Consider the following 22,556-nt stretch of genomic DNA (forward strand, 5'->3'; position numbering starts at 1 on the left):
GTCACTTCTCCGCGACGACCGGTTCGAGCATCTTCCGCAGCCGTTCCTCGTCGAGGGCGGTCAGCGAGCGGGCGGCGATCCGGCCCTCCCGGTCCAGCACCAGGGTGGAGGGGATGGCCTGCGGGTTGAGGGTGCCCTTCTCGAAGCGGAGCATCAGCTTGCCCGTGGGGTCGTACAGGCTCGGGTAGGTGATGCCGAAGTCCTTCTCGAAGGCGAGCGCGGCGGTGGTGCTGCCGTCGCGGGTGTTGATGCCGACGAACTGGACGCCCTGGTCCGCGTACTCCTGGGACACCTTGGCGAAGTACTTGGCCTCGGCGCGGCACGGGTTGCACCAGGAGCCCCACACGTTGAGGACGACGACCTTGCCCTTGTAGTCGCCGACGTCGAGCCGCTCGCCCTCCAGGGTCTCCCCGGACAGCTCGGGCGCGGCCACGCGCTCGCCCGCGGAGACGGTGGAGATGCCGTCGGTGCCGGTGACGAAGCCGGTGTCGCCGCCCCCGCCGGAGGTGCCCCCCTCTCCGCACGCGGTGAGGAGCAGTGCGGCCGCGGCGGCGCCGGCGGCCAGGGCGGCACGGCGGCGGGCGCGCACGGCACGGGCGGCGCGGTGCGAGCTCTGCGCGGCTCGGTTCGAGCGCTGGGGGGGACGGCTGGCGGCACTCATGTGAAAAGTTTCGCATGCCCGTTCTGGGGATCTTGCGCACCCCCCTGCGCGCCCCGGCACGGGCGGGAACCCGCGTCTCAGGCGGGGCCGGCGGCCCCCGTGGAGGCCGCGCCGGCGAGGTCGCGGGTGAACGCCTGCCAGCCGTCGGAGGGTTCCTCGCCGACGTCCAGGGTGCGCAGCCGGTCGAGCATCTCGGGCTTCTGCACGTCGAGCCAGTCGCAGAACTGCCGGAAGGAGACGATCCTCACGTCGCCGCCCTTCTCCCTCTCCCGCGCGATGTGCTTCAGCGCCTCCTCCACGGCGTCCATGTAGATGCCGCCGTTCCACTGCTCGAAGTGGTTGCCGACGAAGAAGGGCGCCCGGTTCGTCTCGTACGCCCGCTGGAAACCGGATACGTACGCCTGCGTCGACTGCCGCCGCCAGCCCGGGTGGTGGTGGGCCGGGGCGTTGGTGGAGTGGAGCGACTGGTTGGCGAGCATGTTGTAGTCCATCGAAAGGACTTCGAAGGAACGTCCGGGAAAAGGTATCTGCTGGAGCGGAAGGTCCCATACGCCCTGTTTCCTGGACGGCCAGACCTGGCGTCCGCCGGGCGAGGAGGCGTCGTAGCGCCAGCCCAGCTCACGGGCGGTGGGCAGCAGCCGGTCCTGGCCCAGCAGACAGGGCGTACGGCCGCCGGTCAGTTCCTTGTCGTAGTCGAACGGCAGCGGCTCCACGCCGGTCCACCCGGAGTTGGTCCGCCACTCCTTCACGAACGACTTCGCCTGCTCGATCTCGCTGCGCCACTGCCCGGGCGTCCAGGCGTCGACGCTGCCCGGGCCGGCGCAGAAGTGCCCGTTGAAGTGGGTGCCGATCTCGTGCCCCTCGAGCCAGGCGCGGCGCAGGTTCCTCAGCGTGTCCTTGATGTGCTCGTCGGTGAGGTAGCCGATGTCGGAGGCGCCGCGCGGGTTGTTCGGCGGGTCGTAGAGCCGCTTCTTCGACTCGGGCAGCAGGTACAGCCCCGAGAGGAAGAACGTCATGGACGCGCCGTGCTCCCGGGCGAGGTCGAGGAAGCGCGGGAACAGCCCGTTGCCGACCTCGCCGGCGCCGTCCCAGGAGAACACCACGAACTGCGGGGGCGCCTGACCCGGCTCCAGGGGCACGGGCGGCTCGGGCTGGCGGGGCTGTCCGCCGGTGAAGGAGGTGGAGCCGTCGCCGATCGGACGGACCGTCGCGGTCGGCTTCGGCGACGCGGGACGGTCACCGGTCCCGGTGCGGGAACCTCCGCCGGGGGTGGATCCGTCGGAGCCGGTGGGGCCGCCGCAGCCGGCCAAGGAGACGGCGGCAGCGGCACCCGCGCCGAGCCCGAGCATTCCCCTGCGGGAGAGAGCGCGCATGGCGACCCCCTTCGTCACGTCCGTGAGTGGTCACCCGTTCAGAGGACGCGGCGAAGGGGGAGGTTCCCGTCGGATGCGGAGGTTTCGCAATGAAACCCCCGTGGGGGCGGCGCACCGCCCTCGCACGGGTGTCACGCGCCGAAGGCCTTGCCCTTGCCCTTCACCGGCCTGGCGCCCGCCCGCAGATGCGCGGGCACCAGGTCGAGGGCGGGCTCGCTGTAACCGACGGACACGATCGTGTCGCCGCGGTACGTGAACGTGGTCAGCGAGGCCAGCGTGCACTGGCGGCGGCGCGGGTCGTGCCACAGCCGGCGCTTCTCCACGTAGGACCGCACGATCCAGATCGGCAGCTGGTGGCTCACCAGCACCGCCTCGTGCCCGCGGGCCGCGTCCCTCGCCGCCTCCAGCGCGCCCATCATCCGGACCACCTGGTCGACGTAGGGCTCGCCCCAGGACGGCTTGAACGGGTTGCGGACGTGCCTCCAGTTGCCCGGGCGGCGCAGCGCGCCGTCGCCGATGCCGAAGGTCTTGCCCTGGAAGGCGTTCTCCGCCTCGATCAGCCGCCGGTCGGTGGCGATGTCCAGGCCGTGCGCCTTGGCGATCGGCTCGGCCGTCTCCTGCGCCCGCTCCAGCGGGGAGGCGCCGACGTGCACGATGTCGCGGGGCGCCAGGTGCTCGGCGACCCGGTCGGCCATGCGGCGGCCCAGCTCGGAGAGGTGGTAGCCGGGGAGGCGGCCGTAGAGGACGCCGTCGGGGTTCTCGACCTCGCCGTGCCGCATCAGGTGGACGACGGTGACGTCCTCGGTGTTCTTGTCGCTCACGCGGTGGCCTCCGCCGCTGCTCGGGCCGCCGCCGGGAGGGCGTCGGCGATGCGCTGGACGGCCCGCTCGTCGTGGGCCGTGGACACGAACCAGGACTCGAAGGAGGACGGCGGCAGGTAGACGCCGTTCGCCAGCAGCGAGTGGAAGAACGCGGTGAAACGGAACGACTCCTGCGCCTTGGCGTCCTCGTAGTCGCGCACCGGGTTCTCCGTGAAGAACACGGAGAACATGTTGGAGGCGTTCTGCAGCGTGTGCGCGACGCCCTCCTTGGTCAGCGCCTCGGTGACGAGGGACTGGATCTGCGCGGAGGCCGCGTTCACCTTCTCGTACGCGGCGTCGTCGAGCAGCCGCAGCTGGGCGAGCCCGGCGGCGGTGGCGACCGGGTTCCCGGAGAGGGTGCCCGCCTGGTACACGGGTCCGGCCGGGGCGAGGTGCGCCATGACGTCGGCGCGCCCGCCGAACGCCGCGGCCGGGAAGCCGCCGCCCATGACCTTGCCGAAGGTCATCAGGTCGGGGCGCACGCCGTCGACGCCGTACCAGCCGGCGCGGCTGGTGCGGAAGCCGGTCATGACCTCGTCGGAGATGTACAGCGCGCCGTTCGCGGCGCACGCGTCCTTCAGCCCCTGGTTGAAGCCGGGCAGCGGCGGGACGACGCCCATGTTGCCGGGGGACGCCTCGGTGATCACGCAGGCGATCTCGCCCGGGTGCGCGGCGAACGCGGCGTGCACGGCGTCCAGGTCGTTGTACGGCAGCACGATGGTGTCGCCGGCCTGCGCGCCGGTGACGCCCGGGGTGTCCGGGAGCGCGAAGGTCGCCACGCCGGAGCCGGCGGAGGCGAGCAGCGAGTCCACGTGGCCGTGGTAGCAGCCCGCGAACTTGATCACCTTGGTGCGCCGCGTGAAGCCGCGCGCCAGCCGGATCGCCGACATGGTGGCCTCGGTGCCGCTGGACACCAGCCGCACCTGCTCCAGCGGCTCGATCCGGGCGACCATCTCCTCGGCGAGCGCGACCTCGCCCTCACCGGGCGTGCCGAAGGAGGTGCCGCGCGCGACGGCCTCCTGGACGGCGGCGATCACCTCGGGGTGCGCGTGCCCGAGGATCATCGGCCCCCAGGAGCACACCAGGTCGACGTACTCCCGTCCGTCGGAGTCGGTCAGGTACGGCCCGGTGCCGGAGACCATGAACCGGGGCGTGCCGCCGACGGCGCGGAAGGCACGCACCGGTGAGTTCACACCACCGGGAGTGACGGCCGCGGCACGATCGAACAGCGCCTGCGAGGCTGGGGCTTCGTACGAATATGGCAGTTCGCTCATGACCTGCGACTTCTCCGACCTTTTCCGACGTCCCGGCTGTTCCTCCGGGCTGCGGCTGCTGTGACTCGTTTCAGGGTAGGCCAGGGGCGCTCCGAGGCGTCCCCGCCCCGATCGGGGTTCCGATCGGGGCCCCGGAGCGGCCGTGATCTGCGAAACTGACCCCTGGTGCACACAGCTCGCACGGCCGGGGCGGCCAGGGCCCGCGAAGAACTCGCGGACGGATGGTTCACCGCACGTTTCGGCGGGCGGCCGTGGGGGAGGTCACTGTCACGATGATCGGGTTGCGCGGCGGGGACCACGCGTCCTAGAAAAGCAGTCGGGTGGAGATATGCATCGCGGTGGCGGACTGGGCGAGGGGACCGGTGACCTGGGTCCTCGACGTGCCCGGCGGGGAAGGCACCGACGCGAAGCGGAGGAAACACATCAGACGCGTCGTTCACACGGCGAGCCGGAGCGGATCGGCCCTCTGAGCGGGGCGGGGAGCAGGAATGGTGGTCGGGTGGGGGTGACGTACAAGTACTTCGGCGCGCCGGACGGCGCCACCGCGGCCCGCGTCCCGATCTCCATGCGCCCCGAGGAGCTCGGCGGGGACGAGCTGGGCATGGGCGGCATGTTCACCAAGATCAAGCCGGAGACCATGGCCGCGATGGTCCTCACGGGCATCGAGGGCGTGCCCCTGCACCGGGTCCCGCCGCTCGAACTGGTCGTCCTGCACCCGGACTACGCGGTCGTGAAGCTGCCCATGACGGTGGTGGACCCGCTCCGCGACATAGGCGAGGAAGCGGTCGGCGCGGCCGCGTTCATCTGGTCGACGGTCCCGGACCGCGGCGGCCCGCGCGACGCGTTCAACGTCTACCGGCTCCTCCACGAGTGGCAGGACTTCAGCCACCGGCTGCACGAGGCGGGGCATCAGCCGTACTGCCTGGTGTGGCCCTGAGCGGGGGCTGACGCGACGGGTAACGACGTGACGGGGCGGGTTCCGGGAACCCGCCCCGTCTCGCGTCCGTGGCGGCCGGGGCGGGTCAGCCGTATCGGGTGAACAGGGCGTCGAGGTAGGCCTCCGGGCGGCGGGTGAGGAGTCCGGGGGTCAGGTCGGTGCGGCCCAGGTGGCGCCAGGGGACCGCGACCTTCTCCGCGTCGCCGTAGCCCAGGGTGTCCAGGAGGCGCCAGTGGAGGTGGGCGGCCGGGTCGGGGTCGAGGGTGCCGCCGGCGGCGGTGTAGCGGTCGGCGAAGGCCATGCCCTCGGGGGCGCCGTGCAGCAGGGCGAGGGCGGTCGAGCAGTGGGCCACGTCCAGGTCGGCCGGTCCCCAGGAGGTCTCCACCCAGTCGACGACTCCGCCGGCCTCCGGGGCGTCGTCGGGGCCGGTGAACAGGACGTTGCCCGGGTGGAAGTCCCGGTGCAGGAAGCGGCCCGCGTGGGCGGGGGGTTCGCGGCGGATGAGGTCGGCGGCCCGGTGCCACAGCTCGGGGCGGCGGGCGGCCGGGGGCGGTGCCACCCGGTCCGGGGAGGCCCAGGCCTGGTAGGCGCGGGGTCGCCGGTGTGCGGGCACCGGCAGGCGGTGGATGCGCACGAGAAGGCGGGCGAGCTCGTCGGCCCGGGCCCGCGCGCCCTGGTCGTCCGTGCGGACGGTGCCCGGGAGCAGGGTCATCAGCAGGGACGGGTGGTCGCAGTGCCGGGCGGTCGCGTCCACCGCCACGAGGGTGGCCGCGGGGACGTCCGTGGCGTCGAGCAGGCGCAGGATGTCCGCCTCACGGGTGAGCAGCCCCTCCGCGTGCCGCACGAAGAACGGCTTGACGAAGGACCGCAGGACGAGTGAGCGACGGCCGTCCGGACCGCTGACGTCGAGCCGGCGCATCTCCGACGTCCAGCCGCCGCGCAGCCGCTCCACCCGCTCGACGCGCTCCCCGGCGGACAGGGTCTTCTCCACCCAGGCGCGGGTGGCGTCCCAGGGGTGGCCGGTGTCTTCGGGGTGGTCGGTGTCTTCGGTCGTGGCCGCCATGCGGGGCAGCATACGGACACGGAGGAGCTGTCGGCCGAGGAAACGTGCCAGCCGGTCGTTCAGCTCGCCCGGCTCGGCGAGGGGGAGGAGTCCCGGGGCGTGCGGCTCCGCTCACCCCGTGCCCGCGCACGCCTCCGCCTCGTCCAGGTACGTCGCCACCGGGCCCAGGGTCAGCATGCCGCAGGCGGCACCCGCGTGTTCCGTGCGGGCGTCGCGGAGGGCGTCCGCGGCCCGCGCGGCGGTGTCGCGGTCGCCCAGGCGGACGGCGGCGCGGGCGATCAGGCACCACAGGGCCTCCTGCATGTGGTCGGGCGGTGGTGCGGGGGCCGAGGGGGACGCCGGAGCCGGTCCAGGTGGTCGCCGGGGCGGCGAAGGGCGTGACCCCGTTGAGGAGGTCCGTCTCCAGGCGCGAGAGGTCGGCGCCCGGGTCGAGACCGGGCTGGTCGGCGAGCGTGGCGCGGGCCCGGCGGAGGGCGGCCAGGGCATCGGCCCGGCGGCCCTCGTGGTGCAGGGCGCGGACGAGGAGCGTCCAGGCGGGCTCACACCAGGGGTGTGCGGCGACGTGGTCGCGCAGGTCGGCGGCGAGACCGGCGCCCTCCCCGCGGTCGAGGAGGAGACGGGTGCGCAGCTCGACCGCCTCCGCCCGCAGCTCGTCCAGCCGAGCGCGCTCGCGTTCGGCCCACGCGGAGCCGGTCACGTCGGCGTAGGCGGGTCCGCGCCAGGCGGCGAGCGCCTCGCCGAGCGAGGTCACCGCGCCGGGGGTGTACGCCAAGCGCACCATGGCGGGCGACGTCGTGGCCCTGGCCGCCGCGCTCGGCCACGACCGCTTCGCCCTCGTCGGTCACGACCGGGGCGCCCTCGTCGCCTTCCGGGCCGGGCTCGACCACCCGGAGACCGTCACGCACCTCGGCATCCTCGACATCGTGCCCACGCTCGACATGTGGGACGTCCTGCACGGCGTCTCCGCGGCGGTCGCGTACCACCTGTACCTGATGGCGCAGCCGCCCGGTCTGCCGGAGGCGATGACCGCGGGCAGCGCGGACGCCTTCTTCGGGTCGTTCCCCGACGCCTGGTCCACCGGCCCGGACGCGCTGCCTCCGGAGGTGCGCGCCGAGTACCTGCGGGCGAGCCGCGCGGCGGTGCCGTCGATCGTCACGGACTACCGGGCCCCGGCGGGCGTCGACATCGAGCACGACCGGGCCGGTCCGGACGCGGGGGCCCGGCTCGCCATGCCCGTGACGGTCCTCCAGCAGGACGGGGGCGCCCAGCTGGGCTACGACGCCACCGCGGTGTGGCGGGCCTGGGCGCCGGATCTGGACCACCGGCCGACCGGGGCCGGGCACTTCATGGCCGAGGAGGCGCCCGAGGAGGTCACGGCGGCGATCCGGGAACTGCTGACCCGACAGACGGGCCCGACCGACAGGGCGCACCTTCCGGAATACCCCTAGGGGGTATATGGTTACGGCAGGCGTGGGGACGCACCGTCCCCGTGGCGCTTCGAAGGGGGATGAGGTCCATGGACCACGCCCTGCACCACCACACCGGCCCCGCACACGGCGCCGCGCCCGGCGCGACCTGGTCGACGGCGGTACGGGCGACACTGCACTGCCTGCTCGGCTGCGCCGTCGGCGAGATCCTCGGCATGGTCATCGGCACGTCCCTGATGTGGGGCAACGCGCCGACGATGATCCTGGCCATCGCCCTGGCCTTCGTCTTCGGCTACTCCTTCACCCTCTTCGCCGTGGTGCGCGCCGGAGTGTCGCCGAAGGCCGCCGTGAAGGTCGCGCTGGCCGCCGACACCGTCTCCATCGCGGTGATGGAGCTGGTCGACAACGGCATCATCGCGCTCACCCCGGGCGCGATGGACGCGCACCTGTCCGAGGGCCTGTTCTGGTACGCCCTGCTCGGCGGCTTCGCCGTCGCCTTCCTGGTCACCACCCCGGTCAACAAGTGGATGATCGGCCGGGGCAAGGGCCACGCGGTGGTCCACGCCCACCACTGACCCCGCCCCGGCACGCCGGTCAGCTCCCGCCCGGCCCGCAGGCGGACGGGGACACCGGGTGAACGGGGGCGCCCGGCCCCGCGCTCACGGGAGAAGGCCGAACGCGGGCGGAGGACAAAGCGGGCGGGTCAGCCGTGTCGGGGCCGGTGAAGGCGCAGGCCGCAGGCCGCAGGAGAGCGCGTGCGCATGTCCGTGACGGATGGTGCCGGTGGCCGCCTTCGACCGGCACTCGACCGCCCCGGAGACACTGCGGCGGACGCCGCCCGGGGAGACCGTCGTCGTGCTGGTCACCGTCGCCTGTGCGGTCACCACCTCCACAAGCCGCTCAGCGGCGAGTTCACCGGCAGTCGCTGACGGCGCGGCGCCGCCCCGGGGACCGGTCAGTTTCCGAGAAGCACCGGCGGCCGGGGCGGCCCTACCGTCGACCGCATGAACTCCATCGACTCCGTCACGCTGGAGGTGGCCGACCCCACGGCCGCCGCGCGCTTCTACTCCGACGCCTTCGGCCTGGACCGGGAGCGGGTGCGCCTCGGCGAGTCCGCCGAGCCCACGAACGGCTTCCGCGGCTTCACCCTGTCGCTGGTCACGTCCCGGCCCGGTGACGTCGACGCGCTGCACCGCGCCGCCCTCGACGCGGGCGCCACGGAGCTGAAGCCCGCCGAGAAGTCCCTGTGGGGCTACGGCGGTGTCGTCCAGGCCCCCGACGGCACGGTCTGGCAACTGGTGACGTCGTCGAAGAAGGACACCGGCCCGGTCACCCGGACGATCGACGAGATCGTGCTGCTGCTCGGCGTCGAGGACGTGAAGGCGACCAAGCGGTTCTACGTCGAGCGCGGCCTCACCGTCGGCAAGAGCTTCGGCGGCCGGTACGTCGAGTTCGCCGGTGACCCCGGCACCGTGAAGCTGTCGCTGTACAAGCGCCGGGCGCTGGCGAAGGTCGCGGGCGTCCCCGCCGACGGCGCCGGCTCCCACCGCATCGTCCTCGGCAGCGGGGCCGGCCCCTTCACCGACCCGGACGGCTTCGTCTGCGAGGCGTCCGGTCAGTAGCCGAAGACCTGGGTCCAGGTCCAGTCGCTGCTGACCACGCCGACGCCCAGGCTGGTCAGCGAGCAGTTCAGGATGTTGGCGCGGTGTCCGGGCGAGTTCATCCAGGCGTCCATGACGCTCGCGGCGGAGCTCTGGCCCCGGGCGATGTTCTCGGCGCCCGGACTCGGGTGTCCCTGGGCCCGGGCGCGGTCCACGAAACTGCTGCCGCCGCGGCCGGTGTGGGAGAAGTAGCCGTTGGCGGACATGTCCTGGCTGTGCGCCTGGGCCGCCCTGGCGAGCCGGTCGTCGAGTTTCACGGGGGCGCAGCCCGCCTGCGCCCGCTGTGCGTTGGTCAGGGCCAGCACCTGGGCGGCGGGGCCGGCGGGCGGGGCCGGCGGGTCCGGTTCCCGCTTCGGCTCCGCGGGCTGCCGCGGGGGCGTCGACGTGGTCCGGGCGGGTTCGGGACGCGCCTCGGACTTCGTGGGGCGGGGGGTGGCGGAGGGCTTCGGCGTGCGGGACGCCTCGGCGGACGGCGTGGCCCGTGCGGACCGGGACGCCGAGGCGGTGGCGGTGGGCGGGGCGGACGCCGCGGTGCTGGGCGGGGCGGACGCCGGGCCGCTCGTCGGCGCCGCCCGCACCCGGTCCGCGCCGTCGTCCGGCGTGAGTATCGTGACGCCCGATACCACCCCTCCGGTGACCAGCAGCACCGCGGCCGCGGCGGCGACGGCCCGGCCGCGCCGCCTCCGCTCCCGGCTCCGCACGCGACGGCTCCTGCGGTGTCCGGCCACCACGTCCGCCGCTCCCGGGCCGCCGTGCCCCTCCGCCGGGCCGGGCTCCCCGTCACCACGCGAGCCCTCCGGCGCACCGGGCGCCGCCGCCATGCCGCCGAAGCCCTCGTCCTGCCCCGACGCCGCCGCACCGCCGGACCGGCCCTGGGACCACGGCGCCGCCGCACCGTCCGACTGACCCCGGGGCCACGAACCCACCGCACCGTCCGGCTGACCTTGGGACCACGGCGCCGCCGTCCCCTCGGGCCCGGGTGTCGCCGTCGGTTCTCCGGCGAAGGCGGCCGGTGACGCCTCCGCGGTCCCCGCGCCGTAGGCGGTGAGCACGGCGGCAGCCGCGAGCAGGCCCGCGCCCACCGGGACCAGGCCCAGCCCGACGAGCAGGCCCTCCGCCGGGACCAGGCCGGACTGGAAGCCCGCGCAGACCGTGCAGTCCCGGGCGTGACGGGCGATCCGCTTGCGCCACAGGGCCGAGGGGGTCAGGTCCCAGCCCGCCACCACGTCGTCCAGCAGGACGCAGCGCGGACGGGCGGACAGCGCCCGCACCACCAGGCGTGCCGTCTCCAGCTGGGCCTTCATCCGCTGGACGCGCACCGCCGCGTGCTGCGGTGACAGCTCCAGTGCGGCCGCCACCTCCGCCCGCGTCAGCTCGCCCGCCGCTTCCAGCCACCATAGGGACAGCAGCGCCTGGTCGTCGGGGTTCAGCCAGCGGGTGGCCTCGGCGACCTCCCGCCGCTGCCCCTCCAGTCCCAGCCGCACGATCGTCAGGTCGACGAAGTCGGCTCCCGGGTCGGCGAGTTCCCGGGCGTCGTGCAGCCCCGAGCGGGGCGGCTCCGTACGGTGGTCGCGCCAGTGGTGGCGGAGCTGGTTCATGGTGACGGCGACCAGCCAGGACCTGAAACGCGCCGGGTCGTCCAGCGAGCCCAGGGAGCCGAGGACGCGCAGCATGGTCTCCTGCACCACGTCGTCGACGTCGGGGTGCCCGTTGAGGGCGCGGCCGACGATGTTGTAGACCAACGGCAGGCAGGCGGCGACCAGTTCGTCCTGGGCGCGCTGGTCACCGCGCCGTGCCGCCTCGACCGTCCCGCGGCTCGGGTCGCCGCCCCGTCCCCTGCCGGGTGTTGTGCTCGCTGCCACGCTCGTCCACGCTCCTTCTCGGTCCCGGACCGAACTGCCCGTCGTGACAGGAGAGCCGCCGCCCGGGGCGGGATAACGGAAAGTCCGTGGGTCAGTCCAGGACGTGCCGCAGGTACGCCGCCGGGTCGGCGAGGTAGCGGCGCCAGTGGTCGACCAGGGCGAGGTCCTGCCAGGCGGTGCGCCGGATGCCGTGGTCACCGACCTCGACGATGTCCGCGCCGGGCAGGGCGGTCAGCAGCGGGGAGTGGGTGGCGCACACGACCTGCGCGCCGGCGCTCGTCAACTGGTGGATGTGACCGAGCAGTTCGAGGCACGAGGAGAAGGACAGGGCGGCTTCGGGCTCGTCCATGACGTACAGCCCGGGGCGCAGGAACTTGTTCCGGAACGCCGCGAGGAAGCCCTCGCCGTGGCTGCGCTCGTCCGGCGCGAGGCCCTCCCGGTCCAGCGCGTCCAGGGCGGTCTCGGCGCGGAGGAAGAAGCCCTGGCGGGCGGACCAGGAGGCGAGCATCCGGCGGCCGTGGGGGGCCGCGTCGAAGCGGATGCGCTCGCCCAGGACCGACTTGGCGCGGTGGCTGGCGTACCGCCACTCGTGCGAGCCGCCCCAGGGGTCCAGGCCGAAGCCCTCGGCGAGCGCCTCGACCAGGGTCGACTTGCCGGAGCCGTTCTCCCCGACGACGAAGGTCACCGGGGCGGTGAACCGCAGGCCGTCGCCGAGGAGCGCGCGGACGCACGGGACCGACCAGGGCCACTCCCCCGCGTCGTACGCATCCACATGAGCGTACGCACGTTCGATGATCACGGGATCGAGTCTGTCACGGCGCGGTCCGGCGGGCGGCCCGCCCCCCCGCCCGCTCACTTCGTGCCCACCGTCCGCAGCACCGTCAGCACCAGGGTCCGCGCCGCCTCCACCACCTCCCGCACGCTGACGTGCTCCCGTGCGCTGTGGGCCACGGCGATGTCGCCCGGACCGTACTGCAGGGCCGGTATCCCGGCGCCGGTGTAGTGCCGCAGGTCGCTGCCGTACGTGGCCCCCCGCCGCCGGGGCGCGGGTCCGCCCGTCGCGTCGGCGTGCGCGGCGCCGACCGCGTCCGCGAGGGGGTGCCCCTCGGGCAGCATGCCGCTCGCGAACTGCCCGCCCGGCCAGGTCACCGTGGCCGGACGGTCGCGCAGCCAGGGGTCGGCGGCGCACGCCTCGGCCACGCACCGCTCCAGCGCGGCGCGCGCGTCCGCCGGGTCCTCGCCGAGCCGCACGCCGAACCTGCCCTCGGCGACCAGCAGATCGGGCACGCTGCTGGCCCAGTCCCCGGCCCGCAGCGTGCCCACCGACAGGCCGTAGGGGATCGGGTACTCGGCGAGCAGCGGGTCCGGGTCCCGGTTCCGCTCCTCCTCCAGCGCGGCCAGCGCCCGGTGCAGCGGCAGGTAGGCGTCCACGGCGCTGACGCCCTTCTCCCGCGCGCTGCCGTGCGCGGCCCGTCCGGGCACGGCGATCCGGAACGTCAGCGCGCCCGCGTTGGCGGTGATCAGGGTGCCGGCGGTGGGTTCGGCGATGACGCAGGCGTCACCGGTGTGACCGCGCCGCAGCGTGCCGAACGCGCCGATGCCGCCGTCCTCCTCGCCGACCACGCAGTGCACGGCGACCCGGCCGCGCAGCCGTGTCCCGGCCGCCCGTATCGCGGCGAGCGCGGCGAGGTGCGCCGCGAGTCCGGCCTTCATGTCGCACGCCCCGCGCCCGTGCACCAGGTCCCCCGTCACCCGCGGCACGAACGGGTCCCCGTCCCACGCGGCCAGGTCCCCCGGTGGTACGACGTCGACGTGACCCTGGAGGATCAGCGTCGGCCCGTCGCCCCCGTCGGGCGTGGTGCCGACCAGCCCCCACGCCTCCTCGCGCGGCGCCTCCGTGCCGGGGAAGTCCGGCTCGGCGCGCAGCGCGGGCAGGTCCATCGGCCACAGGTCCACGTCCAGCCCCAGCCACTCCAGCCGCCCCGCGAGCTGGTGCTGCAGCTCGGACTCGGCGGCGCTCCCCGTGACGCTCGGCACGGAGATCAGCTCCATCAGCGTCCGCGCCGTCGCCGCCGCGTCGACCGCCGCCAGCGCCGCGGCCTCCTCATCGCTCAGCATGCCGTTCCTCCCCTCACCCCGGGGACGACACGGCACCGCCCCCGCATCCATACCTGCACCGGCCGGGGAGGGGCTACGCCTCCGAGGGGCGGCGCACCGGGCCGTCCACGAGGCCGGAGGACACGCGGGCGCCTCCGGCCGGCGGGCCGCGCCGCGAACCGGCTACGCCTCCGCGTCGTCCCGTTCCGCCACCGCCCCGGCCACCGTGAAGCCGGTGACCGTGCCGCCGCCCTCGCGGCGGAAGGCGTACGGGGCGCCGCCGTGGGCGAGGGCGATCTCGCGGACGATGGAGAGGCCGAGGCCCGAACCGGGCAGGGACCGTGCGTCGGCGGCGCGGTAGAAGCGGTCGAAGACGCGGGTCAGGTCGTCGTCGGCGATGCCCGGCCCCCGGTCGCGCACCTCCACCCGCACCGTGCCCGGCCGGGCCGGTCCCGCCACGTGGATCTCGACGGGCGCGCGGCCCTCCCGGTCGAACTTGACCGCGTTCTCCACCAGGTTGGACAGCGCCCGGGTGAGCATCCCGGGCCGCCCGTGGGTCGTGGTGTCCCCGCTCGCGCGGACCACGATCTCCCGCCCCGTGCGCCGCCGGGCGAGGCCCGCCACGTCCTCGGCGACGTCCGTGAGGTCGATCCGCCGCGGCGGCTCCGTGTCGGACTGCCCGGCCGCGAGGTCGACCAGCTCGTTGACCAGGTCGGTCAGCTCCCGCGCCTCCTGAGCGAGGTCGGTGACCAGTTCCTCGCGGCTGTCCGGCGGGAGTTCGTCGATGCGGCGCAGCAGCGAGATGTTGGTGCGCAGCGAGGTGAGCGGGGTGCGCAGCTCGTGTCCGGCGTCCTGGACCAGCCGGCGCTGGTCCTCCTCGGACTGGGCGAGCCGGCCCAGCATCCGGTCGAAGGCGCGGCCGAGCCGCCCCACCTCGTCGTAGCCGGCGACCGGCACCTGGATGCCGAGACGGCGGGTGCGGGCGACGGCCTCGGCGGTGTGGGTGAGCACCACCAGGCGGCGGGTGATGCGCCGGGCCAGCCACCAGCCGAACAGCCCGGCGGCGACCACCACGGCCGCCATGAGGAGGAACGTGCGCCGCTGCAGCGCGCGCAGCAGGTCCTCGGTGTCGCTGAACTCCTGCGCGACCTGCACCGCGCCCCTGCCGCCGCCGAGGGAGACGGTCGCGACCCGGTAGACGTCGTCGCCGACGTCCACCTCGGCGTGCACGACCACGCGCCCCGCGGCGGCGGCGCCCGCGATCCGGCGGTCGGCGTCCACCACGGGCAGTCCGGGGTCGCCCGGGTCGACGATCCCGCCGTCCGGCCCGAGCACCTGCACGTCGGTACGGGCGGGACGCACCAGGTCGTGGCCGGGCGCGGCGGAGGAGAAGTCGTGCGGCGTCATCCGGTTCGCCCGGACCTCGCCGCTCAGGTCCCGCACCACCTCGTCGAACACGGACTGCTGGTCCACCCGCACCAGCCGCGCGGCCGCGTTGTACGACAGGAAGCCGACCAGCAGCGTGACGGTGGCGGTCACCGCCGCGAACGCCACGGCGAAGGTGGTGCCCAGCGACAGCAGGCGCAGCCGGTGACGCGGGACGGACGGTCCGTGCGCACCGCCGTCGGCGGCCACTCAGCCCTCCCGCAGGACGTAGCCCACCCCGCGCACCGTGTGGATGAGCTGCGGGGCGCCGGGCTCGTCGAGCTTGCGGCGCAGGTAGCCGACGTAGACGGCGAGGTTCTTGGAGCCGGGGCCGAAGTCGTAACCCCAGATGCGGTCGTAGACGGCGGAGTGCTCGAGGACCACGCCGGCGTTGCGGATCAGCAGTTCCAGCAGCTCGAACTCGGTGCGGGTCAGCTCCAGTTCGCGGTCGCCGCGCCAGACCCGGCGGGCCTGCGGGTCCATGCGCAGCCCGGCCGCCTCCAGGTGGCGCCCGGACGGCGCCGCCGCGGCTCCGGACTCCTGGGCGGCCCGCTCGGGCTCCGCGGGCGCGGGGGCCGCGCGGCGCAGGAGGGCGCGGAGCCGGGCGAAGACCTCCTCGACGTCGAACGGCTTGACGACGTAGTCGTCGGCGCCCGCGTCCAGGCCGGCGATCCGGTCGGCGGTCTCCACCAGCGCGGTCAGTATCAGCACCGGGGTGCGGTCGCCCTCGGCGCGCAGCGCCCGGCACACCTGGAGCCCGTCGATGCCGGGCATCATCACGTCGAGGACCAGCACGTCGGGCCGGCTGCGGCGGGCCTGCGCGAGGGCCTCGGCGCCGTCGGCGACGGCCGTGACGCGGTAGCCCTCCAGGGTCAGCGCGCGCTCCAGCGCGTTGCGGATGGCGCGGTCGTCTTCGGCGAGCAGAACGGTGTGCGGCACCCGCCCAGTGTGCCAACCCGGCGGGCCGCACGGCCCCCCGCTCGCTCACCCCGGCCTCACCCGCCGGGGCGCAACGCGGCGAGCCGTTCCTCGAAGGGGGTCACGTCCTCGAACGAGTCCCTCCTGGGGAGGGGTGCGCCGCCGGCCGCCCCTTGCCGGACCTCCGTCCCGCCCTGGCCTGCCGGTTCCCGGCCGGAGGGGACCTGCCGGGCCTCCGAGCCGCCAGGCGCTGCGTCCCGCCGGGGACGGTCGGCCGGAGCCGCCTGCCGGGGCAGGGGCCGGGTCGCCGGCGTGGTGGCCGCCAGCGCGGCCAGTTCGGTCGCCGCCCGCGCGATGCGGGCGTTCAGTCCCTCCGCGCCCCAGTCCTCCGAGGCCGCGTAGACGCCGGTGGGGACGACGACCGCGCGGAGGTAGGAGAAGAGCGGGCGCAGCGCGTGGTCGAGGACCAGCGAGTGACGCACGCTGCCGCCCGTCGCCGCGATCAGTACCGGCGTGCCGGTCAGCGCCTCCGGGTCGGTGGCGCTCAGCGCGTCGAAGAAGGACTTGAACAGCCCGCTGTAGGACGCCGAGAACACCGGCGTGACCACGATCAGCGCGTCCGCCCCGGTCACCGCGTCGAACGCGTCCGACAGTCCCGGCCCGGGGAAGCCGTTCGTGAAGACGTGCGCGATCTCCACGGCGAGGTCCCGCAGCTCGATCACCCGGACGTCGGCCTGCCCGAGGCTCGCGGAGGCGGCCTCGGCGAGCCGGTCGCCCAGCAGCCGCGTGGACGACGGCACGCTCAGCCCGGCCGACACGACGACGATGCTCATGCCCGCGCCCCTTCCTCCTCGGCGGTGGCGGCCTTCCGCGCCGCGGCCAGCCGCGAGGCGTGGGTCGGCGCCTCCGGCACGTCCGCCGGCCGGTTCCTCGCGAACTCTTTCCGCAGCACCGGCACGACCTCCTCCCCGAGCAGGTCGAGCTGCTCCAGCACCGTCTTCAGCGGCAGGCCCGCGTGGTCCATCAGGAACAGCTGGCGCTGGTAGTCGCCGGCGTACTCGCGGAAGGACAGTGTCTTCTCGACGACCTGCTGCGGGGACCCCACGGTCAGCGGCGTCTGCGCGGTGAACTCCTCCAGCGAGGGCCCGTGCCCGTACACCGGCGCGACGTCGAAGTACGGCCGGAACTCCCGCACCGCGTCCTGCGAGTTCCTCCGCATGAACACCTGCCCGCCGAGCCCGACGACCGCCTGCTCGGGCGTGCCGTGCCCGTAGTGGGCGTACCGGGTCCGGTACAGCTCGACCATCCGCTTGGTGTGGTCGGCCGGCCAGAAGATGTTGTTGTGGAAGAAGCCGTCGCCGTAGTACGCGGCCTGCTCGGCGATCTCCGGCGAGCGGATGGACCCGTGCCAGACGAACGGCGGCACGCCGTCCAGCGGGCGGGGCGTGGAGGTGAACCCCTGGAGCGGGGTGCGGAAGCGTCCCTCCCAGTCGACGACGTCCTCGCGCCACAGCCGGTGCAGCAGGGCGTAGTTCTCGATGGCGAGGTTGATGCCCTGGCGGATGTCCTGGCCGAACCAGGGGTAGACCGGGCCGGTGTTGCCGCGGCCCATCATCAGGTCCACCCGGCCGTCGGCCAGGTGCTGCAGCATCGCGTAGTCCTCGGCGATCTTCACCGGGTCGTTGGTGGTGATCAGCGTGGTGGAGGTGGACAGCAGCAGCCGCTCGGTGCGGGCCGCGATGTAGCCGAGCATGGTGGTCGGCGAGGACGGCACGAACGGCGGGTTGTGGTGCTCCCCGGTCGCGAACACGTCCAGGCCCACTTCCTCGGCCTTCAGCGCGATGGCGACCATGGCCTTGATCCGCTCGCGCTCGGTCGGCGTGCGCCCCGTCGTCGGGTCGGGGGTGACGTCCCCGACGCTGAAGATCCCGAACTGCATGGCCGCTCACCTTCCAGTTTGTTGACGGTTCAACTATACCTCTGGAACGGCCCTCCGCCCCGTCCTATTCCACCCCTCCGGAAACGGCCCCACACCCCGTGCGTCCACGTACCCACGGCCCACGCCCCCTACGGCGCCGGCTCCCCCGCCCGCAGCCGGGCCGCCTGCTCGGCGCCGTACTCCGTGGTGCGCCGCAGGTGCTCGACGAACAGCGCCAGCTCGCCGTCGTCCAGGTCGTCGAAGAGCGCGAACCAGCCGCCCCCGACCCGCTCCCACACCCGCGCCACCTCGACGGTCCGCTCCGGCACCGGCGCGACCAGCACCAGCCGCCGGTCGCCCGCGTCCCGCTCCCGGACCACGTACCCCGCCCGCTCCAGCCGGTCCACCAGCCGCGTCGCCGAGCCGGTGGTCAGCCCGGTCAGCTCCGCGATCCGCCCGGTCGTCACCGGGCCGGGCTCCAGGGTGAGCAGGTTCAGGCACTGCAGGTCGGTCGGGTGCAGCCCCAGCCGGTCGGCGAGCGCCTGGTTGAACAGCGCGTACGACGCCATGTACCGCCGCGCCACCACGGCCAGCTCGGCCATCAGCCGTGACCGCGCCTCCCCCGGCGGCCCCGCCGTCGTCGCGCCCCTGACCCGTCCGTCCGCTGCGTCCGTCACGGGGGCATGTATCCCCGGACCGCACCGCCGCAGGCGCCCTCCAACAGGTGACACGGGCGGCCCGTGCGAAGCTGCGGGCATGCTGATCCTCCGCTCCGCCGCCCTGTTCGTCCTCGCCGCGATCCTGGAGATCGGCGGCGCGTGGCTGGTCTGGCAGGGCGTCCGCGAACACCGCGGCTGGATGTGGGCGGCCGGCGGGGTCCTCGCCCTCGGCGCGTACGGCTTCGTGGCCACCTTCCAGCCCGACGCCCACTTCGGCCGGGTGCTCGCCGCGTACGGCGGCATCTTCGTCGCCGGGTCGATCCTGTGGGGCGTGATCGCCGACGGCTACCGCCCGGACCGCTGGGACACCGCCGGCGCGCTGGTCTGCCTCGCCGGCATGGCCCTCATCATGTGGGCCCCGCGCAACGACTGACGCGGACCTCCGAGGGCCCGCCCGGTCTCCTCCCGCCCCCGCCATATGCTGACCGGGCGCGGACCGTTCCCCGCGGCCCGTCCCCCGCGGTGCGCGCCCGTGCCGACCGTCCGACGCCCGACCGCCCCGCCACCGCCCGCCCCGAGGAGCAGCCCATGGCCACCGCCGTACCGCCCGCCGCGTCCCGCATCGCCGTCGTCACGGGGGCGAGCAGCGGAATCGGCGCCGCGACGGCGCGACGGCTGGCCGAGGCCGGCTACCGCGTCGTCCTCACCGCCCGCCGCGCGGACCGCATCGAGGCGCTCGCCGAGGAGCTGAACGCGGCCGGGCACTCGGCGACGGCGTACCCGCTGGACGTCACCGACCGCGCCGCCGTCGACGAGTTCGCCACCGCGTTCCGCACCGTCGGCGTGCTGGTCAACAACGCGGGCGGCGCCCTCGGCGCCGACCCGGTCGCCACCGGCGACCCGCAGGACTGGCGCACGATGTACGAGACCAACGTCATCGGCACCCTCAACCTCACCCAGGCCCTGCTGCCCAAGCTGGACGCGAGCGGCGACGGCACGGTCGTGGTGGTCTCCTCCACCGCCGGGCACGCCACCTACGAGGGCGGCGCGGGCTACGTCGCCGCCAAGCACGGCGCGCACGTCCTCGCCGAGACGCTGCGCCTGGAGATCGTCGGCCGCCCGGTGCGGGTGATCGAGATCGCGCCCGGGATGGTGAAGACCGAGGAGTTCGCCCTGACCCGGTTCGGCGGCGACGCGGAGAAGGCCGCCAAGGTGTACGAGGGGGTCGCCGAGCCCCTCACGGCGGACGACGTGGCCGACACCATCGCCTGGGCCGTGACCCGCCCGTCCCACGTCAACATCGACCTGCTGGTGGTCCGCCCGCGCGCCCAGGCGTCCAACTCCAAGGTGCACCGGGAAGCACGATGACCACGGACGGCGAGCGGTGCCGCCTGGAGCTGGGGAAGAGGTGATGTACGCGATGTCGCACGCGAAGCAGGGGACTCCCGTACGGGGATCTCGGCCACGGCGATGAGTTCCGCGGCGTCCGGCGGTCTTCCTGTCGGGACAGGACCCCGTGACCGAGGAGGACGTGCCATGCGCGCCGTGACCTATTCGATGAGCGTCTCGCTCGACGGCTACATCACCGGACCGGACGGCGGCATCGACTGGTCGACGCCGGACGACGGCGTCTTCCGCTTCTGGATCGACGAGATCCGGCAGGTCGGTGTCCATCTGCTCGGCCGGCGGCTGTACGAGACGATGCTCTACTGGGAGACCGCCGCCGACGACCCGTCGCTCGACGACGCGCAGCGCGAGTGGACCGAGCTGTGGAACCCGCTGCCCAAGGTGGTCTTCTCCCGCACGCTCACGGAGGTGCGGGGGGCCGCGCGGCTGGCCGCCGGCGGCCCGGCCGAGGAGATCGAGCGGCTGCGGGCGGAGCCGGGCGACGGAGAGATCGCGATCGGCGGCGCGGCGCTCGCCGCCGAGGCGGCCGCGGCGGGGCTGATCGACGAGTACCGGACGATGGTCCACCCGGTGCTGGTGGGCGGGGGCACCCCGTACTTCCCCCGCGACGAGCGCCGCGTGGACCTCGAACTCGTCGAGACCCGCACCTTCGCGTCGAACATCGTGTACCTGCGCCACCGTGTGCGGAGGTGACCCCGCACGCGGCGCTCAGCCCTTCACGCAGACGACCTGCTTCAGCTTCGCGACGACCTCCACGAGGTCCCGCTGCTGGTCGATGACCTGCTCGATCGGCTTGTACGCGGCCGGGATCTCGTCGACCACGCCGGAGTCCTTGCGGCACTCCACGCCCCGCGTCTGCTCCTCGAGGTCCTTCGCCGTGAACCGACGCTTCGCCGCGTTGCGGCTCATGCGGCGGCCCGCGCCGTGCGACGCGGAGTTGAAGGACGCCGCGTTCCCGAGGCCCTTCACGATGTACGAGCCCGTGCCCATCGAGCCCGGGATGATCCCGTACTCGCCGGAGCCCGCGCGGATCGCGCCCTTGCGGGTGACCAGCAGGTCCATGCCCTCGTAGCGCTCCTCGGCCACGTAGTTGTGGTGGGCGCTGATCTCCGGTTCGAAGGCGGGCCGGGCCTTCCTGAACTCCTTGCGGACCACGTCCTTCAGGAGCGCCATCATGATCGAGCGGTTGTACTTCGCGTACTCCTGCGCCCAGAACAGGTCGTTGCGGTAGGCCGCCATCTGCGGGGTGTCCGCGACGAAGACGGCGAGGTCGCGGTCGACCAGGCCCTGGTTGTGCGGGAGCTTCTGGGCGACGCCGATGTGGTGCTCGGCGAGCTCCTTGCCGATGTTGCGGGAACCGGAGTGCAGCATCAGCCAGACATATCCCTCCGTATCGGTGCATATTTCCACGAAGTGATTTCCCCCGCCGAGCGTCCCCATCTGCTTCGCGGCCCGCCCCTCACGGAACTTCACCGCGTCCGCGACCCCGCCGAAACGGCTCCAGAAGTCCTCCCACCCGCCGGTCGGGAAGCCGTGCAGGCGCCCCGGGTCGACGGGGTCGTCGTGCATGCCCCGGCCCACCGGGATGACCTGCTCGATGCGCGAGCGCAGCCGGGACAGGTCGCCGGGCAGGTCGTTCGCCGTCAGGGACGTCTTCACCGCGGACATGCCGCAGCCGATGTCGACGCCCACCGCCGCCGGGCACACCGCACCCCGCATCGCGATGACCGAACCGACCGTGGCGCCCTTGCCGTAGTGCACGTCCGGCATCACGGCCAGGCCCTTGATCCAGGGCAGGGTGGCGACGTTGCGCAGTTGCTGGAGCGCGCCCTCCTCCACCGTCGCCGGGTCCGTCCACATACGGATCGGCACCTTCGCACCCGGCAGTTCCACATACGCCATGACGTCCTCATTCCCCCGGAAAAACGAACAGAAGTCCCATAACGCAAAACCGGCGCCAAGGTCGGCGATAAGGGATGACGGACCGGCGTCCACGGCAGTGCGTGCGATACACATTGTCTGCGAACGGCTCCCCCCTGCGGCAAGCGATTAACCAGCGGGGACACTGGAAGGCCCGGCGGGCAGCGGCCCGCACCCACCGTCGAGAGGACCTGGACCGTGCAGCGGAAGGCGTACGGACCCGGCGTCGCCGTGCTCCTGGCGGCCGTACTGGCCGGCTGCACCGGCAGCTCGGACGACGGCGGGCGGACGGACGACTCCAACCCGGGCAGCGCCGGCGCGGCGAGCCAGGCGGCCCAGCCCGGCCGGTACGCCACCCTTCCGGAGCCCTGCGGCGCGGTCGACGACCGCACGTTGGAGGAACTCCTGCCCGGCCTCGGCGAGTTGGCGGACGAGCAGCAGCGGGAGAAGGCGTACGCGGGCGAGGCGACGCTCACCTACGACACCGACCGCAAGGTGGGCTGCCGCTGGAAGGTGGAGTCGCTCGCGGCGACCGACCGTCTGCTGGTCGACTTCGAACGGGTCGTCTCCTACGACCACGCGGTCAGCGACGACGCCCGGGCCGAGGAGCTGTTCGCGCGCAAGCGGACGGCGGCGCAGCTTCCCGAGCCGGCGGTGACGGGCTCCGGCTCCCCCTCCCCGTCCGGTTCGGGCACGACGGGTTCCGCGGACCCCAGCGGGTCCCCGGCGGCGCCCGGTTCGCCCTCGCCCACCGCGTCGCCCTCCGTCTCCCCGTCCGAGCTCCAGCCGCGGATCCTGGAGGACCTCGGCGACGAGGCGTTCCTCGACGACGCGCTCAGCAGCTCCGGTTCGACCGTCCAGGAGCGCACCGTCACTGTGGCGTTCCGCACGTCCAACGTCATCGTGACCATCGAGTACGCGGAGCAGCCGGTGACCGTCGGCGCCGTCCCGGACAGCAAGGAAATGCAGGACAGGGCACGGAAACTGGCCGCCGAGCTGTCCGGCTCGCTGGGCGGCTGACCCTGCTTCACCGCCCTGTCACGCGCGCCGCGAAGCCCGCGAAGTACGGCCGTACGGGTGACGGGGCGCGTACC

The 22,556-nt window shown here is 74.0% G+C and carries 22 protein-coding genes and 2 pseudogenes; 8 read left to right on the forward strand and 16 right to left on the reverse strand.

The features are described from left to right. Position 1: 1 nt before the first annotated feature. The 4 genes from ACIQ8B_RS21190 to hemL form a co-directional block, all read right to left on the reverse strand. The gene (locus ACIQ8B_RS21190; RefSeq protein WP_403548707.1) at positions 2–661 is read right to left on the reverse strand and encodes a TlpA family protein disulfide reductase; all 660 of its coding nucleotides are present in this window, start codon (positions 659–661) and stop codon (positions 2–4) included. A 77-nt stretch (positions 662–738) separates the two neighbouring features. After that, positions 739–2,034: a hypothetical protein gene (locus ACIQ8B_RS21195; RefSeq protein WP_403548709.1), complete on the reverse strand. Its 1,296-nt coding sequence runs from the start codon at positions 2,032–2,034 to the stop codon at positions 739–741. A 131-nt stretch (positions 2,035–2,165) separates the two neighbouring features. After that, on the reverse strand, positions 2,166–2,813 hold the full coding sequence (locus tag ACIQ8B_RS21200; protein ID WP_290005852.1) for a histidine phosphatase family protein: 648 nt from the start codon (positions 2,811–2,813) through the stop codon (positions 2,166–2,168). Between the two features lie 38 nt (positions 2,814–2,851). Next, positions 2,852–4,168 (reverse strand): glutamate-1-semialdehyde 2,1-aminomutase, encoded by a 1,317-nt coding sequence (hemL, locus tag ACIQ8B_RS21205; protein ID WP_403548711.1) that lies wholly within the window; start codon positions 4,166–4,168, stop codon positions 2,852–2,854. Between the two features lie 328 nt (positions 4,169–4,496). On the opposite strand from hemL, the gene ACIQ8B_RS21210 reads away from it, so the two are divergent. Beyond that, positions 4,497–5,105 (forward strand): hypothetical protein, encoded by a 609-nt coding sequence (locus ACIQ8B_RS21210; protein WP_198602497.1) that lies wholly within the window; start codon positions 4,497–4,499, stop codon positions 5,103–5,105. Between the two features lie 85 nt (positions 5,106–5,190). Here ACIQ8B_RS21210 and ACIQ8B_RS21215 read toward each other — a convergent pair whose 3' ends face one another. From ACIQ8B_RS21215 to ACIQ8B_RS21225, 3 genes and pseudogenes are all read right to left on the reverse strand, one after another. After that, positions 5,191–6,168, reverse strand: a complete 978-nt coding sequence (locus ACIQ8B_RS21215) for a phosphotransferase family protein (protein ID WP_403548713.1) — start codon at positions 6,166–6,168, stop codon at positions 5,191–5,193. A 111-nt stretch (positions 6,169–6,279) separates the two neighbouring features. After that, on the reverse strand, positions 6,280–6,471 hold the full coding sequence (locus ACIQ8B_RS21220) for a hypothetical protein (RefSeq protein WP_403548715.1): 192 nt from the start codon (positions 6,469–6,471) through the stop codon (positions 6,280–6,282). A 10-nt stretch (positions 6,472–6,481) separates the two neighbouring features. Then, positions 6,482–6,937: pseudogene (locus ACIQ8B_RS21225) on the reverse strand (BTAD domain-containing putative transcriptional regulator); the annotation flags it as partial. Here ACIQ8B_RS21225 and ACIQ8B_RS21230 point away from each other — a divergent pair. The 3 genes and pseudogenes from ACIQ8B_RS21230 to ACIQ8B_RS21240 form a co-directional block, all read left to right on the forward strand. Then, positions 6,918–7,616: pseudogene (locus ACIQ8B_RS21230) on the forward strand (alpha/beta fold hydrolase); the annotation flags it as partial. The pseudogenes ACIQ8B_RS21225 and ACIQ8B_RS21230 sit on opposite strands and share 20 nt — an antisense overlap. Positions 7,617–7,684: 68 nt before the next feature. Beyond that, positions 7,685–8,170 carry a DUF4396 domain-containing protein gene (locus tag ACIQ8B_RS21235; protein WP_403548717.1) on the forward strand — a complete coding sequence of 162 codons (486 nt, stop codon included), beginning with the start codon at positions 7,685–7,687 and terminating at the stop codon, positions 8,168–8,170. Between the two features lie 429 nt (positions 8,171–8,599). Next, on the forward strand, positions 8,600–9,217 hold the full coding sequence (locus tag ACIQ8B_RS21240) for a VOC family protein (protein WP_403548719.1): 618 nt from the start codon (positions 8,600–8,602) through the stop codon (positions 9,215–9,217). Here the strand turns inward: ACIQ8B_RS21240 and ACIQ8B_RS21245 are convergent. The 8 genes from ACIQ8B_RS21245 to ACIQ8B_RS21280 form a co-directional block, all read right to left on the reverse strand. Further along, positions 9,211–11,118 (reverse strand): sigma-70 family RNA polymerase sigma factor, encoded by a 1,908-nt coding sequence (locus ACIQ8B_RS21245; protein WP_403548721.1) that lies wholly within the window; start codon positions 11,116–11,118, stop codon positions 9,211–9,213. The genes ACIQ8B_RS21240 and ACIQ8B_RS21245 overlap by 7 nt on opposite strands. A 91-nt stretch (positions 11,119–11,209) precedes the next feature. Beyond that, a complete protein-coding gene (locus tag ACIQ8B_RS21250) occupies positions 11,210–11,917 on the reverse strand; it encodes an AAA family ATPase (RefSeq protein ID WP_290005584.1) in 708 nt (235 codons plus the stop codon). A 53-nt stretch (positions 11,918–11,970) separates the two neighbouring features. Further along, a complete protein-coding gene (locus tag ACIQ8B_RS21255; protein ID WP_106413040.1) occupies positions 11,971–13,236 on the reverse strand; it encodes an ArgE/DapE family deacylase in 1,266 nt (421 codons plus the stop codon). A gap of 162 nt (positions 13,237–13,398) precedes the next feature. Next, positions 13,399–14,850, reverse strand: coding sequence for a HAMP domain-containing sensor histidine kinase (locus ACIQ8B_RS21260; protein ID WP_106413041.1), 1,452 nt, complete (start codon positions 14,848–14,850; stop codon positions 13,399–13,401). After that, entirely contained in the window at positions 14,851–15,579 is a 729-nt protein-coding gene (locus ACIQ8B_RS21265; RefSeq protein WP_403548724.1) for a response regulator transcription factor, read from the reverse strand. A 56-nt stretch (positions 15,580–15,635) separates the two neighbouring features. Further along, complete coding sequence (locus ACIQ8B_RS21270) at positions 15,636–16,391, reverse strand: CE1759 family FMN reductase (RefSeq protein WP_403548726.1); 756 nt, start codon at positions 16,389–16,391, stop codon at positions 15,636–15,638. After that, complete coding sequence (locus tag ACIQ8B_RS21275; RefSeq protein WP_403548728.1) at positions 16,388–17,497, reverse strand: LLM class flavin-dependent oxidoreductase; 1,110 nt, start codon at positions 17,495–17,497, stop codon at positions 16,388–16,390. Before ACIQ8B_RS21275 ends, ACIQ8B_RS21270 begins: the two co-directional genes overlap by 4 nt. A gap of 128 nt (positions 17,498–17,625) precedes the next feature. Further along, positions 17,626–18,078, reverse strand: a complete 453-nt coding sequence (locus ACIQ8B_RS21280) for a MarR family winged helix-turn-helix transcriptional regulator (protein WP_403548796.1) — start codon at positions 18,076–18,078, stop codon at positions 17,626–17,628. 154 nt (positions 18,079–18,232) lie between these two features. Here ACIQ8B_RS21280 and ACIQ8B_RS21285 point away from each other — a divergent pair, with 154 nt between their 5' ends. From ACIQ8B_RS21285 to ACIQ8B_RS21295, 3 genes are all read left to right on the forward strand, one after another. After that, positions 18,233–18,568, forward strand: coding sequence for a YnfA family protein (locus ACIQ8B_RS21285; RefSeq protein ID WP_403548730.1), 336 nt, complete (start codon positions 18,233–18,235; stop codon positions 18,566–18,568). A 155-nt stretch (positions 18,569–18,723) separates the two neighbouring features. Continuing rightward, positions 18,724–19,503: an SDR family NAD(P)-dependent oxidoreductase gene (locus ACIQ8B_RS21290; RefSeq protein WP_290005848.1), complete on the forward strand. Its 780-nt coding sequence runs from the start codon at positions 18,724–18,726 to the stop codon at positions 19,501–19,503. Between the two features lie 168 nt (positions 19,504–19,671). Continuing rightward, positions 19,672–20,235, forward strand: a complete 564-nt coding sequence (locus ACIQ8B_RS21295; RefSeq protein ID WP_403548732.1) for a dihydrofolate reductase family protein — start codon at positions 19,672–19,674, stop codon at positions 20,233–20,235. A 15-nt stretch (positions 20,236–20,250) separates the two neighbouring features. On the opposite strand, the gene ACIQ8B_RS21300 is transcribed toward ACIQ8B_RS21295, so the two are convergent. Then, on the reverse strand, positions 20,251–21,444 hold the full coding sequence (locus ACIQ8B_RS21300) for an RtcB family protein (protein WP_403548734.1): 1,194 nt from the start codon (positions 21,442–21,444) through the stop codon (positions 20,251–20,253). 216 nt (positions 21,445–21,660) lie between these two features. On the opposite strand from ACIQ8B_RS21300, the gene ACIQ8B_RS21305 reads away from it, so the two are divergent. After that, a complete protein-coding gene (locus ACIQ8B_RS21305) occupies positions 21,661–22,482 on the forward strand; it encodes a DUF3558 domain-containing protein (protein WP_403548736.1) in 822 nt (273 codons plus the stop codon). Positions 22,483–22,556: the final 74 nt, after the last annotated feature.

The sequence above is a fragment of the Streptomyces sp. NPDC096105 genome (assembly GCF_044763335.1).
Classification (GTDB): Bacteria; Actinomycetota; Actinomycetes; order Streptomycetales; family Streptomycetaceae; genus Streptomyces.

Excerpts from the sequence above, each read along its gene's own strand:
- ACIQ8B_RS21190 (WP_403548707.1), bottom strand. The coding sequence starts at position 661 with ATGAGTGCCGCCAGCCGTCCCCCCCAGCGCTCGAACCGAGCCGCGCAG.
- ACIQ8B_RS21195 (WP_403548709.1), bottom strand. The coding sequence starts at position 2,034 with ATGCGCGCTCTCTCCCGCAGGGGAATGCTCGGGCTCGGCGCGGGTGCC.
- ACIQ8B_RS21200 (WP_290005852.1), bottom strand. The coding sequence starts at position 2,813 with ATGCGGCACGGCGAGGTCGAGAACCCCGACGGCGTCCTCTACGGCCGC.
- hemL (WP_403548711.1), bottom strand. The coding sequence starts at position 4,168 with ATGAGCGAACTGCCATATTCGTACGAAGCCCCAGCCTCGCAGGCGCTG.
- ACIQ8B_RS21210 (WP_198602497.1), top strand. The coding sequence starts at position 4,497 with ATGCATCGCGGTGGCGGACTGGGCGAGGGGACCGGTGACCTGGGTCCT.
- ACIQ8B_RS21215 (WP_403548713.1), bottom strand. The coding sequence starts at position 6,168 with ATGGCGGCCACGACCGAAGACACCGACCACCCCGAAGACACCGGCCAC.
- ACIQ8B_RS21220 (WP_403548715.1), bottom strand. The coding sequence starts at position 6,471 with ATGCAGGAGGCCCTGTGGTGCCTGATCGCCCGCGCCGCCGTCCGCCTG.
- ACIQ8B_RS21235 (WP_403548717.1), top strand. The coding sequence starts at position 7,685 with ATGGACCACGCCCTGCACCACCACACCGGCCCCGCACACGGCGCCGCG.
- ACIQ8B_RS21240 (WP_403548719.1), top strand. The coding sequence starts at position 8,600 with ATGAACTCCATCGACTCCGTCACGCTGGAGGTGGCCGACCCCACGGCC.
- ACIQ8B_RS21255 (WP_106413040.1), bottom strand. The coding sequence starts at position 13,236 with ATGCTGAGCGATGAGGAGGCCGCGGCGCTGGCGGCGGTCGACGCGGCG.
- ACIQ8B_RS21270 (WP_403548726.1), bottom strand. The coding sequence starts at position 16,391 with ATGAGCATCGTCGTCGTGTCGGCCGGGCTGAGCGTGCCGTCGTCCACG.
- ACIQ8B_RS21275 (WP_403548728.1), bottom strand. The coding sequence starts at position 17,497 with ATGCAGTTCGGGATCTTCAGCGTCGGGGACGTCACCCCCGACCCGACG.
- ACIQ8B_RS21280 (WP_403548796.1), bottom strand. The coding sequence starts at position 18,078 with ATGGCCGAGCTGGCCGTGGTGGCGCGGCGGTACATGGCGTCGTACGCG.
- ACIQ8B_RS21285 (WP_403548730.1), top strand. The coding sequence starts at position 18,233 with ATGCTGATCCTCCGCTCCGCCGCCCTGTTCGTCCTCGCCGCGATCCTG.
- ACIQ8B_RS21290 (WP_290005848.1), top strand. The coding sequence starts at position 18,724 with ATGGCCACCGCCGTACCGCCCGCCGCGTCCCGCATCGCCGTCGTCACG.
- ACIQ8B_RS21295 (WP_403548732.1), top strand. The coding sequence starts at position 19,672 with ATGCGCGCCGTGACCTATTCGATGAGCGTCTCGCTCGACGGCTACATC.
- ACIQ8B_RS21300 (WP_403548734.1), bottom strand. The coding sequence starts at position 21,444 with ATGGCGTATGTGGAACTGCCGGGTGCGAAGGTGCCGATCCGTATGTGG.